Below are 18580 nucleotides of genomic sequence, written 5' to 3'. Positions count from 1 at the left end.
CTCCGACCTGTTGCTCCACAGAAGACCTCTTCCGTCAATGCGTGATACGTGTCGGAGACCCTCGCCAGCAGGACTGACGATTCGCAGGTCAATTTGGACTCTGAGTCAAGTATCCGCTTCCCCTCCCGAACAACGAAACATCGCGCCCTTCAAGCCTGAGAAGATGCGCTTTTGCGTCCAGCCCACCTGCGAACCCCGTGAGCTTGCCAGAGAATCCAATCACGCGATGGCAAGGCACAAGGATAGCTAGAGGGTTTCGACCGTTCGCTGCGCCCACGGCCCGTGTGGCTTTTGGGTTTCCAAGAAGGTTTGCAAGTTGACCGTAGGTTCGAGTTTCGCCAAAAGGGATACCGAGTAACGCTTCCCATACTTGCTTTTGAAAATCGGTCCCTCTCATGTCGAGCGGTATTGTGAAGGCATCTCTCGTCCCGGCAAAGTATTCCTTTAGTTCTTTCTCCGCGCTAACCAGAATAGGATGCTCGGGGCATTCGGCAAGCTCTGAGAGCCGCACGCGCCGTGGATCGTCTCTCTCCCACAAGACCGCAACTAGTCCTTCATCGCTTGCGACTAGTTTCAGTATTCCGATGGGTGAAGAAACCAATTTGTACGACAGGCTCATTGATGATCCTCCCGATTCTGATCGATGATGCTTTTCAATCACGAGTTGGATGTACGAGCGACCGGGCAAGAAACGACAATAATGGTGCATTTTCTGCCACGAGCACTTGAGTTGTTCTCATTCGTGATCTACGTGTGTTTTGAACTTACTTAACGTGGAACCAACCAGTTTGGGTGGGAATCAAAACCTTGAGAGTCTTCATGTTGGGAATTCCGCTATCGACCACCCGAACGGGGCGTGTTGTCCTGATCGCAACCGTTCTTGGTTCGGGCATGGTTTTTCTCGATGGGACGGTGGTGAACCTCGCGTTACCATCTCTTCAAAACGCCTTTAGCGCAAATATCACCGTCGTGCAATGGGTCGTAGAGGCTTATGCCCTCACTTTGGCGTCGCTTCTTCTCGTTGGCGGCTCATTAGGAGACCGTTATGGCCGGCGCAAAATCTACGTTTACGGCATCCTTCTTTTCGCGATTTCGTCCCTGGCGTGTGGGTTGGCAACGAACACTGTGTGGCTTATCATGGCACGCGCGATACAGGGTATCGGCGGTGCTTTGCTTGTTCCCGGGAGCCTGGCGCTGATTACAGCGACATTCTCGGAGGATGCTCGAGGGCGAGCAATCGGAACCTGGTCAGGATTCTCCGCAGTGACTACGGCACTCGGACCCATAGCCGGTGGGTGGCTCATTGAGCATTTAAGTTGGCGATGGGTCTTCTTCCTCAATCTACCGCTGGCTCTGGCAGTATTGGTGCTTTGTATAAACGTTCCGGAGGTGCGAGACGAAACAGCGAATGGCCCTCTCGATTTGCCAGGGGCTGCTCTTACAACAATCGGTTTGAGCTGCGTCACCTACGCACTCATTGAGTGGCCTGCGAGAAGCCACCACATCACCTTGGTTAGCGTCGCTCTTTGCGGATGTCTTGCACTCGGGATGCTTGGTGTCGTCGAACATCGCGCGGAGTCACCCATGATTCCGTTTAGCCTCTTTCGATCACGAGAATTCGCTGGTGCCAATTTGCTGACGTTCTTTGTCTATGCTCCGTTGGGCGCTCTACTGTTCTTCACACCTCTCGATCTAATCCAGGTCCAACACTACTCTGCAACCGAAGCGGGTGCGGCGTTTTCTCCATTCGTGGTCATCATGCTTCTTCTGTCGCGTTGGGCAGGACGCTTGGTGGAACGATACGGGGCGCGCCTGCCCCTCACCATAGGTCCGTTCATTACCGTGGCGGGCTACGTCTTCTTCGCCATAGCATCACAGGACGGTGACTATTGGACGTCGTTCTTTCCAGGTGTGATAACGATGTCCCTTGGAATGACTATCACGGTAGCTCCGTTGTCCACAACAGTGATGAATGCGGTTCCACAGTCCCATGCCGGCATCGCTTCCGGAATAAACAATGGCGTATCCAGGCTCGCTTCTCTGGTTGCGATCGCACTGTTTGGAACGCTTCTCGTGTGGACGTTTAGTCGAACGCTTGACTGCCGGCTCGCGATGCTCAACCTGTCGACAGAAGAAGTCCACCAGATTCAGGCGAACCGGTTGCAACTAGCAGCGATCGCGGCTACAAATGCACGAGCAAAACAAGCAATCGCATTATCCTTTATTCACGCGTACCGAGCAGTGCTCTGGATAGCTGCCGGCTCGGCGTTTTTGGGCGCAATGACTGGGACGTTTCTTATCAGGCCAAGATCTCAGCGGTAGGTCAATAGATATTAAATCGGCACCCAACATCTTCTTCAACAGTAGATGACGTGACTAAGATAACCACGCCGAAATACAGTCAAATGTCATGTGTAGTCCTGAAGAGCCAGACCAAGCGCAAGGCCGCAAGCACCTTAATCCAGATAGGCGAAGCGCCCGGGTATTTCAATGGTCACCTTAGTTCCCAACCCCGGGTTGCCGATAATTCGAAAGCTGCCACCGACCGACTCGGCACGTTGTTTCATGCTTTCCAGTCCAAAATGATTTGCTTTACCGGACTCGATGATTAAGCGTGAAATTCCGATTCCATTATCAGCGACGGCCAAAGTAAAGACCTTTCCGTATGTAACTGTGACAGTAAGCGCAGTTGCTTGCGCATGGGAACATGCATTGCGAATCGCCTCTCTGTAGATCAGCAAAAGCTCCTCGTATACTTCGGAATGAAGTTGTTTCACCTTGCCTCCAGTGTTGATATCGACACGTATATCTTTCGTGCCATACTCTCGTTTGGCTATTGCCGGTAAGAGCGTCGCAAACCCTTCACGCATGCTATTGCTGGGGCGTAGCGTCGTCAGTGCTTTGCGGCCCTCTTCAACCGCCTGCTTTAGGTTTAAGGAGAGACGCTCCATCGACAGTCGCATCACAGTCTGATCGTCCGCTTTAGTCAAGGCATGATCGGCGATAGTCTTGCTTCCTTGAATCGTTTGCAGGAACGTATCGTGAAAGTCCGCCGAAATACGCAAGCGCTCGTCCATGCGCGCACTGTATGTACTTGCGACCGCCTCTTCCGCCAGTCGGAGCCGCCACCGATAAAGCAGGAGGACACATGCCAGCAGCACAACGCCGGCTAAAATCTTGGTTACAGCCATCTGGTACCACGTTGGCTTCAAATAAATCGATACCAGTCTGCGATCTTTGCTCCATGGGCCGCCTGCATCTTTTGTCAGAACATGAAAGTCGTAGCGGCCCGGGGCTAGGTTAGTGTAAGCAGCCTCGGGTTGTGTCCCTGCAAGCTGCCACTCGTTGTCCACTCCCGAAAGCTTGTACTTGTAAGAAACATGTTCTGGGTTATCGAAATCGATCGCGCCAAAACGCAGTTTGAAATTCGAAACACCAGGCCCGAGTACCGTTTGTTCTCCCGATTCAACAGGCCTGCCATTCGCCTCGATGCCACGTAGAATCGGCTTGAGAGAGGTAACTCCAGGCACGTCGGTCGTGTCAATGTAGCCATAGCCTTCCTCTGTCAGAAAATAGAGTAGTCCGTTCGATGCGAGCCGTTCATTTGCTACGCCGATGTCAGGTAAACCTTCCTGAAGGCCGTAACTCTCATAAGCTGGCTTGTAGCGATCGATTTGAAGCGCATGCTGCACCTCATCGGATTTCAAGCGAAGGAGACCGTGGCCTGCCGCAAGCCAAAGATCTCCTGCTTCCGTTTCTTCAACACCGTTTATGCCGATGAGCCCGTTGGCTTCTTCGCTGAAGATCGTGACAACCCGTTTCCCGTCGTAATATCCGAGCCCCTTACCCCCGCCAAACCAATAGTGGCTTCCATGGCGAACGATCGAGCGAATGATCCCGATGTTCAGCTGTTGACCCCATGGCAGAATCTCAGCTCTCCCTGCCACCACTCTGTACATCCGTTCCCCGAAGGCGATCCATTCTGACCCGTCAGGAGCATCTATCTGCGCAGTTGGCGTCGATGGTAGTGGAACCGCAGATGAGGGAACCGGTATCCAGGTTTTCCCTTTGTAAAAAAAGTTGCCTTGGCGCTGCGTCACCAACCAAAGTGTATGGTTCTGATCGAGCCACGCGATGTTTTCTATGGCCCCGGTTGGAATCACCGCTGGTCGAGCGATCATTTGCGCCCGGCCATGGTCGAAACAAAGGATGCCCCGGGTCTCGCCCACGCAGAACGTGGGCACGAACGTATAGAGGTAGGGAGCAGCTTCTACCGGAGCAGGCTTTCGCCCACCGGGGCTAACAGTAAGCTTGAGGTCGTGCTCTTCAACGCCATTCGGTGTACTGTAGAGACCTACCAATACATTTTGACTGACATACCAAACGTGACCCGTTGTATCCGCTACCATTGCCCCGAAATTCGTCACTCCAGTTGATTTTGATTTAGAGATAATTCGCGAGCGGGTAAACTTATCTAATCCATGGATTCCTCCGGTCCAAATCGTTCCATTCCGCGCGCAGAAAATCGTACTCATCACATTTGCCGTCAGCCCCTGATGCTCGTCAAAGATCTCACCGTTAGGAGAAAACTCCTTGATGGAACCGAACCGGGTTTCCGGGTGTTCGACCCGGCGCAAGCCGTCTCCCAACGAAGTGACCCACAGCGCACCTCGAGCATCAAACACCGCCCTGACGGAACCAACACGAACTTCCGAATGGAGAACAGGGTCATTCTCCCGAGGCGAGAAGATTGGATGTACAGATTTCCCCAGATCCGCTGCCCATATTCGGCCAGCAGGATCCTCTAAGAACTGAAGAATTTCGATGCAATCGATGTGTCTATCACGAAACTTATCTTGGCCGATCGCACGGGTATAGACCTGAGTACCCGTGCTAATCCAGGTCGTTCTTTCTGAATCCTCAAAGACGGCGACTATCCTGCCTGCAGGCAACCCTGCTCTTGCCCCTACTTCCTGCCAACGTCCAGATAAATATTCGAAAAGGCCGTTTCTCGCAGCGGCCCAAATTCTCCTCTGACGATCTTCCATCAATTGATAGACGATATTGGGGGTCGATTCTCCTTTGGGAATGAGGTGTTGAAAACGGCCCTCATGAACAACGGCGATACCTTCAGGCAGAGAGACCCAAATGTCGCCATTGTGAATCCGAATCATATGATTCGGATTTCCTGGGACGTCTGCCGATGCGGGAATCTTGATTCGTTCAAAAGTGAGACCATCAAACCGAAATAGGCCGCTATCTGCCAGAAGATATAAAAATCCATCATCATCTTCAGTAATATCGGAGATTCGAGCGGGGGCTCCTACTCTTTCATTCCATGCCGTATGAACCCATTGACCATACTTCACCTGGGCCTGACAGCATGGCGACCACATGAGAAAAAAGCACACAAGCATCGCGAGGCGTCGGCACGTGGATAGCACACGTCGCGGGAGTTTGCTCTCGCTGAACAAGCGTAGGCGCCCGCTTGTCACTCTGCGCTCGAAATGTTGATCACATATGGAATGAAAAGATCGGCTCTCGACAGGATGCATTTGAGCTCCCCGGTGATCGACGCAGTCTCAAGAGCACAAACAAAATAGATCGGTCACGAGATAGCGTAGCACCGTGGCGTCCAGTTGCCGACGCATGCCTGAGGCGATCCTTCCCATCTGAAAATAAACCGGCTTTCGTTAAGCTCTGAGACATGCCGCCTCGCCGTTCATCACATCACTTTTCGATGGGGCATTTCGTGCCAAAAATGATTTAAAATCTGCCAGAGCCGACTATCTTTGCATGACGTTTCGCCAATTCGAATCCTGAGCGTTGAAGACCACCCGGCGTTTTGGGAGGGGCTTCGAACGATCATCAATGCCGAATCAGACATGAAGGTCGTGGCAAACGCCAAATGTTATTCCGAAGCGCTTGAGCAGTTTCGCAAGCATAAACCTGATCTAACGCTCATGGATGTTCGATTGGCAGGCGATAACGGAATCGACATTCTTATACGGATTCGAGGAGAATTTCCTCAAGCAAAAGTGATGATGTTGACCACATTCGAAAACGACGCGCAGCGTGCTTTGAAGGCCGGTGCTGTCGGATATGTATTGAAGAGTACATCCAATCATGAGCTGCTCAATATCATTCGCAAGGTCAATGAGGGGAGGAAGTACATATCTCCAGAGGTGGCAGTACTGCTCGCGGAATCTGTAGTAGACGAAGAGCTCACCGCTCGAGAGATCGAAGTTCTCAGCCTCATTCAACACGGCCTACGCACGAAGCAGATTGCCGACAAACTGCGCATCGGCGAAGCAACGGTCAACTTCCACATAAAGAACCTGACAGGCAAGTTGCAGGCGAATGATCGCGCGCATGCCGTCACAATTGCGCTCAAACGCGGACTTATCCAGCTATAGCACGCATTCAGAGTAGTGGAGTGCGCTTGATTCGACCGCGAGTTATCTTATTTAATTTTTCACTGAAACGATTGACAATCGATCGCCACACGTTTCTTGTCACGATGTGACATAACGGTTGCCCACCTGACCGGCTGCGCTACATTCCGTAGCTATTCTTGGCCTCGTGCTTAGGCAGACCAGAGTGCGCCCTTCCTGGAGATCCACATCGTGGCTCGCACCTATCAAAAATCGGGGGCATTTGGCCCCGATTTCTCCGGTTCTTGTAATCACAATGAATATCGCAGAATCGCTCCATAGCATGTGATCGCTGGGAGGAACTTCTTCTCGTGAAGCATTGGATACCAAACCGTCTGCGGGTGGTAGCGTTCATTGTTGATTCGCCGGTTGATCTTCTGAATCTCATTGGGCTGACATCTGTGTTCGCGAGCCCTAGGATTGATGGCAAACCGGTATACTCGACAAGCATTCTTTCGGCAGGCTCCGAGCGAGAGGTACAAGGTGCAGACGGCGTCGCATCAATTCGCAGCATTCCATATACGGAACACGTCGGCCCTATCGACACGATGGTCGTAATTGGTGGTGATAACACCGTTGCCAAGATGTCGACGGATGTCGCTGCATGGATTCATAGAAACCTTGCTCGCGTTCGGCGTGTTGCGTCGGTGGGTTCAGGGACATTCATGCTCGCTTCCACGGGATACCTCGATGGCAAACGAGTCACGACACATTGGCACTACGCGGAGAAGCTCGCAAAGCAATTTCCACGCTTACGAATCGAGAAAGAACCGATCTTTGTGAAGGATGGAAATATCTACTCGACAGCCGGGGTTACGGCTGGCATTGACATGGCATTAGCGCTTGTAGAAGAAGACCTCGGGCATGCTTCTGCGAGCGCCATTGCGCGTGATTTACTGTTGTACATGCGCCGCCCAGGCCACGAAGCCCAACAAAGTTCCCTACTCGTGCAGCAATCAAAAGTCGGTGGCACGCGCATGCGTGATCTTCCTGCTTGGGCGAAGACACATATTTCCCGCCCTTTAGATGTCGGTACTCTAGCGGACGTCGTCGCAATGGCACCGCGCACATTCGCTCGCCAATTTGAGTCGCGATTCAAAACAACACCGGCTCGCTGGGTGCAGTCGCTTCGCGTCGAAGCAGTTTGTGAACATCTCGAAGCTCACGAACTGCCTCTAAAGGCGATTGCACGGCTTACGGGGTTTCGCGACGAACAGGCGTTACGTCGTGCTTTTCGACAACAACGGTCCATGACTCCTAAAGAATACCGAGAGCGCTTGGATTCAATCGCGACGAGCCAACTGAGTTCTAGCGACGTAATTGAGGCGGAGATATACCAGGGTTAGAGTCCTGTGCTCCACGTGTCATTTTGTCAAAGCATACGATCAAGGTGTTGGAGATCAGCTTGCAGAATCAGATGAATAAACTGAGTTGTGGCTGCGGCTTCTCCGTATTGAATCGAGCTTGGTGATAAGAACAAGGTTCATATCAGCGGGCAGGTCACTTCGCGAAGAAGAATGAATGTATCCAGATTGCAGCGACGTTCATACGAGGCAATCATCCCGTCAACGGCCTCATAGGTCAGAATTGAGGTGACAATGTTTCAGCATCATCAGAACAAAATAGCCAACGACATCACCAGCCATTTGCTTGAGAAGGCGCGATCCGGAGATCGGAGCGCCCTTGGCGAGCTCATAGGCCAACACCACAACCAGGTGCAACGGATGGCCTATCGAATACTTCAAAACGCAGCCGACGCTGAGGATGTGACTCAGGAGGTTTCCTTGAAGGTGTTACGCAAACTGCACACCTTCGAAAGTCAGTCTGCGTTTTCCACTTGGCTCACGCGCATTGCCATCAACGAGAGCCTCTTGTTCTTGCGAAAATCGAAACGTATGGCGCTAGTCCATGTAGAGCAAACCCTGGATTCCGATACTCTACCGCGGCCTGAACTCCCAACCAGTGCTCCAAATCCCGAACAACAGTATCTTGCAAAAGACGAGTTGAATCGGTTATATCGTGGGATCGCCCGGCTTCCATCAAAGCTGCGAAAAATTCTGTTAAATCAAGTGTTCCTGGGATTGTCTTTGGTCGAAGTTGCGGAGCTCCAGGGGCTGTCAGTTCCGGCGGCAAAAACACGCTCTCACCGTGCTCGCAAAATGCTTTCTCAGAATCTGAACCTGCGACAACGTGCAATGCGCACGACGGTCTAGGATGTCGATTGAGCAAGCGTGTCAAAGAATTTAACTTTTCACTACCTTCAAGACATCGTTGCGGTCGCACTGCCAGCTGATCGGTTGACATTCGTATATCGAATTCAACGGCAACAGTGTGGAATGCCATAATAGCGGCAATATGAAACGCCAGCCTCCAGTGATCGCATTTTTGGTAGCCTCACCGTTCGAGATCCTCGACCTAACCGGCCCGTCGTCGGTTTTTGAACGTTCAGCAGTCAATGGGGAGCGCTACTATTCAATCCAAGTTTTATCGACCCGATCGGGTGGCACTGTTGAGACCGCTGGCGGAATGACCATTAGCAACGCCCGCAAGTACTCTGACTACGCGGGATCGATTGACACACTCATTGCGATTGGCGGCGATGGAGCCGTAGCTCCGCAGCCACCGGAATTGTCAAAATGGTTGCGAGAACGAGCTCCGTATACTCGGCGTATTACATCCATATGTACCGGGGCGTTTCTCCTCGCAGGTGCTGGGCTTCTCGACGGACACCGTGTTGTTACCCACTGGCAGTGGTGCGATACGCTTCAAAGCCGCTATAAGGATCTCAAGGTGGAGCGTGATCCCATCTTCATTAAAGAAGGCAAGCTCTACACCACCGCTGGTGTCACAGCGGGTATCGATCTGGCTCTCGCGCTTGTGGAGGAAGACATCGGGCATGCCGTTGCCTCTGCAATTGCGCGGACATTAGTTCTATTCCTGAGGCGCCCCGGCGGGCAATCGCAATACAGCACTCTGTTGGCGCAGCAGGAGGGCATAGAGGATGAGCGAATGCGAGATCTTCCTGCTTGGGTCAAGTCACACCTGAATCGCAAGCTAGAAGTAGAACAACTTGCGCGTGCTGCTGCGATGAGTCCGCGGACCTTCATGCGACAATTCAAAGCTCAATTCGACACAACACCCGCTCGTTGGGTGCAGTCGCTTCGTGTAGAAGCCGCTATGCGGCATCTTGAAGACCAAAGTATGTCGGTCAGCAAGATCGCTCGTGTTACGGGGTTTCGGGATGAACAGGCACTACGTCGAGCATTTCTGCAGCAAATTGGAGTGACACCCAAACAGTACCGTGAACGATTTGGCGAATTGGACAATCAGCGCAAATCGCATCCAGGGCAGAGCCACCCCAATGAGCCTAATCTCAGGGCCAACGGGAGCGCCTAGAGTTCACTTTCAAGGCCTCTCAGGAAACCCACAACTTCTCACCCGATGGATCTCAGCCCTACTTCTCTCAATAGTGAACGATCACCCAAACCCTGTACGCGCAATTCGCTCGCGAATTGTTGTATGCGGGCCACTTACCACCTTTCGAGCAAAACCTGATTCACTCAGACTGCTACAAGTTCCCTCCTTTAAGACAAAGAAGCTCGTTGCCCGCTCAACCCGGCACAAACAGTCTTGTGAGACGAGAGTTGGAGCAAACTGGGCCAAGTTTCGATGAAGATCGAAACTATCTTCTCCTTAAATTATTGATTTAAAACGGAATTTGCTCCTCGGGTCGGACGCGAACCTACAACCCTTCCGTTAACAGCTAGATATTTGCACTTTTCAGGCTTGCTAAGCAGTGCTCTACGTTGTGCATTTTCAGCAGCTTGCGATCACAAAAACTCTCGACCACGACTGTGGGGATTACTCACAATTACCCAATATCTTGAAGAAGCATACCCTCAAAATCCCCCACATTTTTCATGGCGATCTTGGAGCACCAACCCGAGCGAATCGAAGATGATGCGATCTTCTGAATACGCAATGAATCGTTCCCGACCAGGCGGGCACAAGTCACCATCGGCGACTACACGGCAATGTGGTTTTGCTGATGTCTGCTGTGACAGCTTTTGGCGCTTACGGGAACCTGAGGAGGCCTTATTGTGTCTTAATATGCCCGCTATCTCTGTCCCATTGACCTCCGCCCGGTGTGTGCTCATCGCGAATGATTCTCACACTCGGTTTCATCACTGCGGCCTTCTCCCGGCGCCACAAGTTCTCCAAGTGGCGGCGGGAGATTTGATCAGAGGTTTCCTTAGGCTAATAAACCACAGGGGCCTGCTTGTCCTCCGGGCTAAGGGCGCCTCACTCAGCGAGCTTTTTCATATTTCGAAGCATCTTCTCGAAAAGCAGATGGTAGGTGTTGATCTGCTTTTGCCGGGCGGCTTCGTCCGGCTGCACCGAGTCATCCCAAACCAGCGTGTAATAGATCGTTGTTCGATTTGGTCCGAGAGAACGCGCCTCTAGCGTGCCGTGGTACATCGGGTAGAGACCACCGATGCGCAGCGGCTGCGTGTAGGTGTAGCTATATCGGGTCTGCCCGACGATGATCGAGTGACCGATCGTTCGAACAGCTTCGATCTCGCCCTCTTTACCTGACAACAAATCGCAGCTTTGGAAGGCCCATTCCCCGATGTCGCAGTACTTGCCGATACGTGCCCAGACCTCTTCGATGGGCGCGTTGACCTCGATAGACATCGGCAGACTGGCATAGTGCGGATTCTCGTTTAGTAGTGGAGTCGTTATTGGCGGACGAAGATTTCCCGCTGGCTTCGGAGGTAGCTTACCGGCCTCGGCTAACACTTTCATGTTCTTCAGCCAGTCAGACACGCGGGCATGTCGGGCGTCTGAATCCCGTTGGCGCGCCGCATCGCCAGGAAGGATGGAGTCATCCCTGAGCATCGTGTATGTCAGGCGAGTCGTGCCGGACATCAACGGTTCTGCCGAGAGTGTGCCGTGAGCCAGATTGTAGAGCGTGTCTTTTCGAGGCGGCTGGGCGTAAGTGTAGCTGTATTGAGTCTGCCCAACCAGCACCTCATTCACGATCGAGCGAACAGTACCAGGACCACCATCACCCTGCAGATACTTGCAATCCGCCCATTCAGGCGAATTCATCCACTCGGTGATGTCGCAGAACCTCCCGACTCGGGCCCAGACCTTGTCCACCGGCGCATCGACCACGATCGACTCTTCGATCGTTGCATAGTGAGGATTCGGTATCTGAAGAGGAGCTTCTGCCGGACCTTGCTGCACGCCCTGTGCAGCAGCCAAAAAAACAATTGTCCTGAGCAAGTCAATCTGGAGAATCGTCATAGTGCCGCTCATTTCACCTAGCCAGGGAATCCCTCATTTCGCGCTGTTATAGTCTTTATCGCTAACGGGCTCCAGCCAAATCGTCTTTCCTTTTTGCGTCGGAGTAACCGCTATGTAGGCAAAGACGCTTCCGGAAGCCGCACCATGCCAATGCTCCACGCCCGGCGCGCACTTGATTACTTCTCCTTTGTGAACCACGCGGACCGGCTTTCCTCGCTCCTGGTAATAGCCCGTGCCTTCAGTGATGAGCAATACCTGACCGCCCGGATGACTATGCCAATTCAGCTTCGCGCCGGGATCGTAAACTGCTTGAGCAATACTGGGGTCGAACCTGCTGTCTCCCGCGTTCAGCACACTAAGCCAGATGTTCCCGGTGTGATGTTGATCGGTGCTAAGTTCACCTTTCGGGAACAGTGGATCTCCCGATTGTGCTCGGGATGGGACAGTGAATACAAGGCTCACCAGGATTGCGATGATTTGAAGTTTCGATCTCATGTTCTTGCCCCCTCGTTCTGTCCTGACCTCTTCTGATCCAAGCCAAGCTGTCCAAAAGCTATTGACTTGCCCGCTTCGAGGCGAGTTCTTCCGTCAGATCCAATCGCTTCTTTCATGGATCTGCCTTTGCCACGGGTCCACTCTCCGTAAAGTCCATCAGCATGTCGCTCGTTGAGCGATAGCCGGCCAGTCAGGCAAACCTGCTCCACTCGGATTTCCTGTCTTGATGAAGTTTGCCCAATAGGTAATCATCTCCTGCGCTACCTTTTCGTCTGCTTCCGTAAGCGGAGCGCCGTAATGCGCTTCGGCCGTATCGAAGACAAACGGAACGTCGGTAGCGTGCGGTGCTCCCGTCAGCTCTTTGCGCATCGAAGTCGGCAACATAACTGAATCGGAACTCCCAGGCCGGCACGCCTTGCGATGACAGCGTCTGGGCCACAAACCTCGCAGGTTCCGCCATCATCGCGTCTGAGGCGACTGTCGTAGCCAAGGCGCGGACATCTTTTGGTGGTTGAAGCGTCATAGGCCTCTTCAGCGGCCTTCTGGTTCGCACCAAAAGGCGCGAATATTTCCTGCTCGGTTGTTGCGCGGGACATGCCCATATCCGCGCTGTTTGCTCCGACGATCATCGGCACATGTTGATATTTGCCCGCTTGATATAGGGTCTGCGGATCGTCGACAACGAGGATCCCGTCGATCATCGGGCCGGAAAAAGTAGCTCGCGCCATAAACATCGTGACCATACTTAGTCCGTCTACAATCGAGTCCGGCGGAAGCGCGCGCAGTTGCTTGAGGGCTTCGGGTCCGTCGCCTGCGATGCGTTTGCTCTTTGCAAACGCAACGCCGACCTCTTCCGCCGAAGGCTGGCCATTCCTCTCTTGCCTCAGGCCTGGGGAGCCGAGCCCAGTTCAACCCCCGCCTGACTGGACGATGGCTCCGCGGAAGAGACCGGTGGTGAACGGCGATGTCACCAATGCATGAACCGCTCCCCCGCCTGCGGACTCGCCGGCGATAGTGACCTTGTGCGGATCGCCGCCAAAGGCCGCGATATTGCGCTGCACCCACTTCAGAGCGGCGAGTTGATCAAAGTAGCCGTAGTTGCCCAATTGCCCAGTCTTGCTCTCTCATGTCAGTTCTGGAAAGGCGAAGAAACCGAATTGGCCGAGCCGATAGTTGATACTGACGAAGACCATCCCTTTGCTCGCCGCCCTCGATTTTCTCAACCGGGACAAGTTTGTCGTCAGCATCGAAAAAGCGCGCTATAAGGAAATTCCGTCCAAGTTCACGAAATTGACGGCGGAGCAAATCGAACGGATCAACAAATCTGCGCGGCATTCAGATCGGATGCCAGCCCAGGAAGATGGCATCAGCCCGTCTTGCGCCCTTCCCTACGAATTCTATGCCGACGGAAACATCGGTGCGGATGGCTCGCACTTCGAGATTCACCTCTGCGCAGGAAATGAGGTCCATGGGGCGAAGTCTGCAGGCGCCCCATTCAATGTCTATCTCCGCAACATTAAGGACAGCCCTGGACAAGGAATGATAAGCGCCACGTGCGCACTAAAACCGGGCGACAGCCTTACGCGGCAATATCCTCTCGCCATCTTTGCCGGCTCCCGATATGCAATCGAAGCGCACGGCCTCAACGGCTTCTACCGGTACTTCACAGGACACCCGGATTCAAGTCCATTAAAGTTACGAACCTGTTACGAACGCCGGGGAAATACATTGACAGGCAATGCACTACTGCATCTGCACAATGTCACCGGCAAGTCCATCGGATTCGAGATCCACGACAATGCATACAAAGCGGAGATTGTGACAGGCCAAATCGAACCTGGGAAGGAAACGTCCGTTGTCCTTCGGCTTGAGCAAAGTCACAGTTGGTATGACTTCTCGGTTAAAGCAAATGGCGTAGACGTCGAATCGCGCTTTGCCGGCAGAGTTGAAACTGGAAAGGTAAGCTTTAGCGACCCGTGGATGGGAGGGATCGCTTAGCCGACAGTCGGCAGCAAACAGATCGCCGCATACGTCCGTGGAGTCAATTTCATTCTCAGTTGTCGCATAATCGCCAATGCACTCATCGAGCCTCGGGGATGAGCAGGAACGTACTTAGACACGAAGCAGGCAATTCCAGGCGGCAATCGTGTACTACGGCTGCCGCCTGTACGTTACCGACGGCTACTTCACGGTGGGCATCTGGAAGTTGAGCGGCAACAGAGAATGCAATGCGCCCTGAGACACAGCGGGGGCGGTTGTGAGCTGATTCCAGTTCGTGACGGCCAGCTTGCAGTCGGCGTGGGCGCCTATTTGTCCTGGCGTGGTTTGCGTGGCTGTTGTCTGGCCGGTTCCAAGATCGACAAGGGACACAGCGATATTGAAGTTCTTCGCTGCGCCATTGTTCGATACCCCGATCTGACCGAGGGCAGTGTCAGTCCACAGGAGCAGTTGTTCGCCTGCCGCTAGCGTGATACCGCTCATGTGGATGACCTGTGCGTGGTGCGTCGACGTCGTTGTTGGAGCTGTGCCCGACTGCACTTCGAAGTGCTGTGCAATCCATGCGTCGAAAGTTTTGTTCGGCTCGTTCGTTGAGATCTGGATCGATTGGTTATCAGGACCAAGAAGCACCGTGTCCTTGGTGGAAGCACCGCACGAGACATTCTGCAGCGTGAATCCTCGCTCGTGCGGGATGACAGTGTTGGCTCCGGCAGGCAACAGGGAACTGAAGCTGCTCGCGGGAATCGACGCGTCCGGCGGCGCGATGCTCACGTACGTGTAAGTGCCATTGCCGGTGCCTTGGATATTGCGCTGTAGCGCAAGTTGCCGCGGAACCAGCATCAGATTGTGTGGCCAGCTCAGAAGCGACGGAACCACTCCCGGAACCTGCCCATACAGCGTGTTGCCGCTTGGCCCGGTAAGCTGGCCGGCAAGATTGTTCAGGCTGAGCTGAGCCGGGCTCAGAATGAAATCAACCACCCAGTCCGCGCCGTAAACCCACGGAAGATCGACGCCGGAGTAGAGCGCCTGATCCATCGTGAGAACGCCCAGCGTAAATCCGTTGCTGGTGCTATATGAGTTGTCCTTGTTGTAGCTGAAGCTCAGCGTGTTGCCCGTCTGCGTGATGTTGAGGTAGCAGTCATCCGCGCCGGGGTTGTTGCAGTCATAGAGATACAGCTTGACATTGTTGTATCCACCAGTCCAACCCAGCGGGCGCACCAGCTTCCATGGCGCCAGGCAATGGCTCGCCTGGATGTTGTTGAACCACTGGCTCGACACCGGCAGCCCCGACGGGATGAAGAACACCAGCGGCATGTTGTTAGCCGTTTGTGCTCCGCTAAACGTCGACTCCACCTGCTGCACTGACGTCATCACCTGGGCAGCACCGTTCATGCACTGGCCGAGAAAATTAGTCAGTAGCTGACCGCTCAACTGACGTGCCCAGCCGATGGAAAACTCCGTCCGCAGATCGTTGGTGAGCGGTTCTGCAAAAGTGTCGGTTTCACCCATCGAAAAGCGCTTCATCGCCGAACCCGCAAAGCCTGTGCAGAGGCCGTGGCATTCAGGGCCAAGCAGGACCGCATACAGCGCATAAAACGCCGACGTAAGCACCGGCAGCGAGAAGAAGCTCAGAGCCACTTCCGTGGTGCCATAGTCAGCCGCAAACGTAGACAGGCTCGGAAGCCCCGGGCACGCCGAGGAATTCGTGAAGCTGAATCCGTTGATGCTCGGACGGAAGTGATTCGTGACGTACGAGAGCTGTGTAAGTTGAAGCGTGTTGCTGCTCTGGCCGTCAGGATTTATCACTCGAACCGCAGCACTCGCCTGCGCCTGCGACGACGGCGAGCCGCTTGTAGGAACAACGAAAGTGACCGCGGTGGCAGTTACGGATTGCGGCACGATTACCGTTTCCGGCTGCGAGGGTGGAGTGAAATGAACGCTGGCATTCGTGAGAAAGCCGCTGCCGTTCAGCGTGATGGTATCGCCCGGAGTAAACCCGCCGCCCGAGTTGCTTCCATTGATGAACGGAAGCACGTCGAAATTCATCGGATCGCTCTCGACATTGTCGGCAGCGCGCTTGAGGCTGATGTGATTTGTGCCACCCGGAAGAGTCCCCGGAAGCGTGAATTTGAACTGCGCAGCCGAAAGCTCCGGAGGCGTAAACGGCTGGGCAACTGCAGTCGCCGTTACCGGCTGTTCGTTGACCAGGACGATATCGCCTGGCGCAACATTGAGACCGTTGGCCGTAACCTGCGTGCCGGCAGCTCCTTGCGTGGGATTAATGGTCGTCAGCCACGGCTTGGTGAGTTCTGCTTCCCATTCCGCAAGCGTGATGATGTTCTCTGTAAGCGTCCCGGCCGGACCGCTTGCGCCGGTCTGCCCGGCAACTCCATTCCCTCCCTGGCGGCCGCTGTTGCCGAGCGGATATTTGTTGCAGCATCCTCCGCCGCCCGGCGTGCCAGGAGCACCACCGGTACCGAACGAGCCGCCCGTTCCAGGCAGGCCAGGAATACCACCGGGGCCGCCGCCCAGGTCGAAGAGCCACTGCGCATTCTGGCTCAACAGCTGGTTCCAGCAGTCTTGCGTCGTGCAGATGTCGATGCTGCCACCCGCGCCGCCTTCACCGCCATTACCGCCGTTTCCGCCATTGCCGCCGTTGCCACCGTTTCCGCCATGGCCCGGCTGCGACGTACACCCACCAAAACCTCCCACACAAATGTCGGATCCGTCTTTGCCGTGGCTACCGTTCCCGCCATTCCCGCCATTCTGGCCGGGATTGCCTGGCGCGCCCTTTTGGCCGGTCAGGTTAATGGCTGGCATGGCGTTGATGTTCAACGCGTAGATCACCACGTTCGGAGCAGCCGGCGGCGTGATTGTTTGCGTAGCACCCGATTGACCAGCGCCTCCATCTCCACCATTCTGTCCGTCGGTACCGTTGCCCGTGTACGCATTGGGGTTGAAGCTGTTCCCGTTCGGCGCCTGAGTCTGCGGCAGAGGCTGCGGATTCCACACGCTGGAATCGTCATAGGTGATCTGCGCACCCGCTCCGCACGTGAGTGTTTCCACAATGATCGTCAGCGTATTCACCGACGGATCGATGACCAGGTTGGTGTGCGTGAGATCAAGCGTGGAAGCAATAATCACCGAGCTATTCGCAGCCAGCACCGAATTTGGTTCAAACCCGGGCGCGGGTGTCCCTCCCAGCCCCGGACTGATCGTGTGATCCAGCACCGTAGCTGCAACGGGGTGAACGGCAGTGGCGTGAATTGGACTCGCGACAACGGGCGCCACATGAACTGGAGCCGCGACAACAGGTTTCAGCTCGATAGGTCTTGCTTCGACAGGTTTTGGTTCAACAGGATTTGCTTCAACCGGAGTTGCATGAACAGGTGTCGAAACAATCGGAAACGGATGAATGGGAATGATGATCCGCCGCGTGCCTAACACGCCGGGCGTCACGCGTATCGAGTTCTGATTCAGGCTATACGCAGGCGCTCGAGTGATGTCCGTGTAGCCAAGCTGGTTCATAAGAGCCTTGGCGTGATCCATCTTCGAGCTGACCACTACGCCAATGGCCCTCAACGCCGCGTCGTTAAGCAGGTTTTCTTTCGCAAGAATGCCGCTGCTGAATAATGAAATGGCTTTGGGTGGATTGTTTGGCTTCGAACCCGCTGCGATCTTGAGCAGGCCGGACTTGAGATTGACCAGGGTCGTGCTTAGAGGCATCGATATGCCCTCCCTGGGGGCCCATTATAAGCCGGTAGCAGATTGTGGATCGTTAGGTTTATCAGAAGGTATGTCGAGACCGATTGCGCAAGCACAGCGATCTTTTTAGACGAATGCTGAGAGAGGTTCTACGATGATTCCGAGGTAGAGTCAGGAGCGACTGGAAGAATCCGCACCCGGCTCTAGTCATGACGCAAACGGGCCGACAACGCGTGGTTCATTGTCTCGCACCATTGGGTTACAAAGCAGTCAGGTGTTGCCAGAGTTTCTTCAACCAGCGCGACCTATACGTGACGTGCTTCCGAGTGGTCGCCCATGCGGAAATCGTGCTTGATGTCCGCAATGAGTGCCAAATCGCCAATGCGCTTTCCGACCGCGAATTGCTACCCGACAGACCTGCGAGAGTTTACACATCCAGTTCACTTGGCTGTAAAACGGCCTAGCCTGACAAGTGTTTCGGTTGCCCGTCGTCGGTAATAGGACAAACCGCTCATTGAAGAGGCTTCTGGGTAGGCTTCAGGATCAGTCCTCACAGGCGAGGCAGCGTCAAAGATCCGTGCGGCCCGAATCCCTCCGAGCACATTGATCCTCAGGCCAGGCCTCCGTGATCTTGCGCC

General features: G+C 54.2%; 13 protein-coding genes. 6 read left to right on the top strand and 7 right to left on the bottom strand.

Features of this window, described 5'->3' with window-relative positions:
• Positions 1-88 precede the first annotated feature (88 nt).
• Positions 89-619, bottom strand: a complete 531-nt coding sequence (locus OHL22_RS23945) for a methylated-DNA--[protein]-cysteine S-methyltransferase (protein ID WP_263342346.1) — start codon at positions 617-619, stop codon at positions 89-91.
• Positions 620-819: 200 nt separating this feature from the next.
• Here OHL22_RS23945 and OHL22_RS23940 point away from each other — a divergent pair, with 200 nt between their 5' ends.
• Entirely contained in the window at positions 820-2322 is a 1503-nt protein-coding gene (locus OHL22_RS23940) for an MFS transporter (RefSeq protein WP_263342345.1), read from the top strand.
• Between the two features lie 134 nt (positions 2323-2456).
• Here the strand turns inward: OHL22_RS23940 and OHL22_RS23935 are convergent, their stop codons facing one another.
• Positions 2457-5369 (bottom strand): sensor histidine kinase, encoded by a 2913-nt coding sequence (locus tag OHL22_RS23935; RefSeq protein WP_263342344.1) that lies wholly within the window; start codon positions 5367-5369, stop codon positions 2457-2459.
• Positions 5370-5792: 423 nt separating this feature from the next.
• Between OHL22_RS23935 and OHL22_RS23930 the strand changes: the two genes are divergently transcribed.
• The 4 genes from OHL22_RS23930 (at position 5793) to OHL22_RS23915 (ending at position 9830) form a co-directional block, all read left to right on the top strand.
• Positions 5793-6416 carry a response regulator gene (locus OHL22_RS23930; protein WP_263342343.1) on the top strand — a complete coding sequence of 208 codons (624 nt, stop codon included), beginning with the start codon at positions 5793-5795 and terminating at the stop codon, positions 6414-6416.
• 329 nt (positions 6417-6745) lie between these two features.
• On the top strand, positions 6746-7780 hold the full coding sequence (locus OHL22_RS23925; RefSeq protein WP_263342342.1) for a GlxA family transcriptional regulator: 1035 nt from the start codon (positions 6746-6748) through the stop codon (positions 7778-7780).
• A gap of 252 nt (positions 7781-8032) precedes the next feature.
• Positions 8033-8647 carry an RNA polymerase sigma factor gene (locus OHL22_RS23920; protein ID WP_263342341.1) on the top strand — a complete coding sequence of 205 codons (615 nt, stop codon included), beginning with the start codon at positions 8033-8035 and terminating at the stop codon, positions 8645-8647.
• Between the two features lie 142 nt (positions 8648-8789).
• Complete coding sequence (locus OHL22_RS23915) at positions 8790-9830, top strand: GlxA family transcriptional regulator (protein WP_263342340.1); 1041 nt, start codon at positions 8790-8792, stop codon at positions 9828-9830.
• A gap of 906 nt (positions 9831-10736) precedes the next feature.
• On the opposite strand, the gene OHL22_RS23910 is transcribed toward OHL22_RS23915, so the two are convergent.
• From OHL22_RS23910 to OHL22_RS24950, 4 genes are all read right to left on the bottom strand, one after another.
• Positions 10737-11744, bottom strand: a complete 1008-nt coding sequence (locus OHL22_RS23910; RefSeq protein WP_263342339.1) for an SRPBCC family protein — start codon at positions 11742-11744, stop codon at positions 10737-10739.
• Between the two features lie 33 nt (positions 11745-11777).
• A complete protein-coding gene (locus OHL22_RS23905; protein ID WP_263342338.1) occupies positions 11778-12239 on the bottom strand; it encodes a cupin domain-containing protein in 462 nt (153 codons plus the stop codon).
• A 156-nt stretch (positions 12240-12395) separates the two neighbouring features.
• A complete protein-coding gene (locus OHL22_RS23900; protein WP_263342337.1) occupies positions 12396-12623 on the bottom strand; it encodes a carboxylesterase family protein in 228 nt (75 codons plus the stop codon).
• A gap of 524 nt (positions 12624-13147) precedes the next feature.
• On the bottom strand, positions 13148-13345 hold the full coding sequence (locus OHL22_RS24950) for a carboxylesterase family protein (RefSeq protein WP_317890919.1): 198 nt from the start codon (positions 13343-13345) through the stop codon (positions 13148-13150).
• A 67-nt stretch (positions 13346-13412) separates the two neighbouring features.
• On the opposite strand from OHL22_RS24950, the gene OHL22_RS23890 reads away from it, so the two are divergent.
• On the top strand, positions 13413-14237 hold the full coding sequence (locus OHL22_RS23890) for a phospholipase domain-containing protein (RefSeq protein ID WP_263342336.1): 825 nt from the start codon (positions 13413-13415) through the stop codon (positions 14235-14237).
• Between the two features lie 183 nt (positions 14238-14420).
• Here OHL22_RS23890 and OHL22_RS23885 read toward each other — a convergent pair whose 3' ends face one another.
• Positions 14421-17963: a hypothetical protein gene (locus OHL22_RS23885; RefSeq protein ID WP_263342335.1), complete on the bottom strand. Its 3543-nt coding sequence runs from the start codon at positions 17961-17963 to the stop codon at positions 14421-14423.
• Positions 17964-18580 lie beyond the last annotated feature (617 nt).

Source organism: Acidicapsa dinghuensis (assembly GCF_025685685.1).
Classification (GTDB): Bacteria; Acidobacteriota; Terriglobia; order Terriglobales; family Acidobacteriaceae; genus Acidicapsa; species Acidicapsa dinghuensis.
Note: the sequence above shows the minus strand (reverse complement) of the source record. Positions and strands in the feature narration are given on the sequence as shown.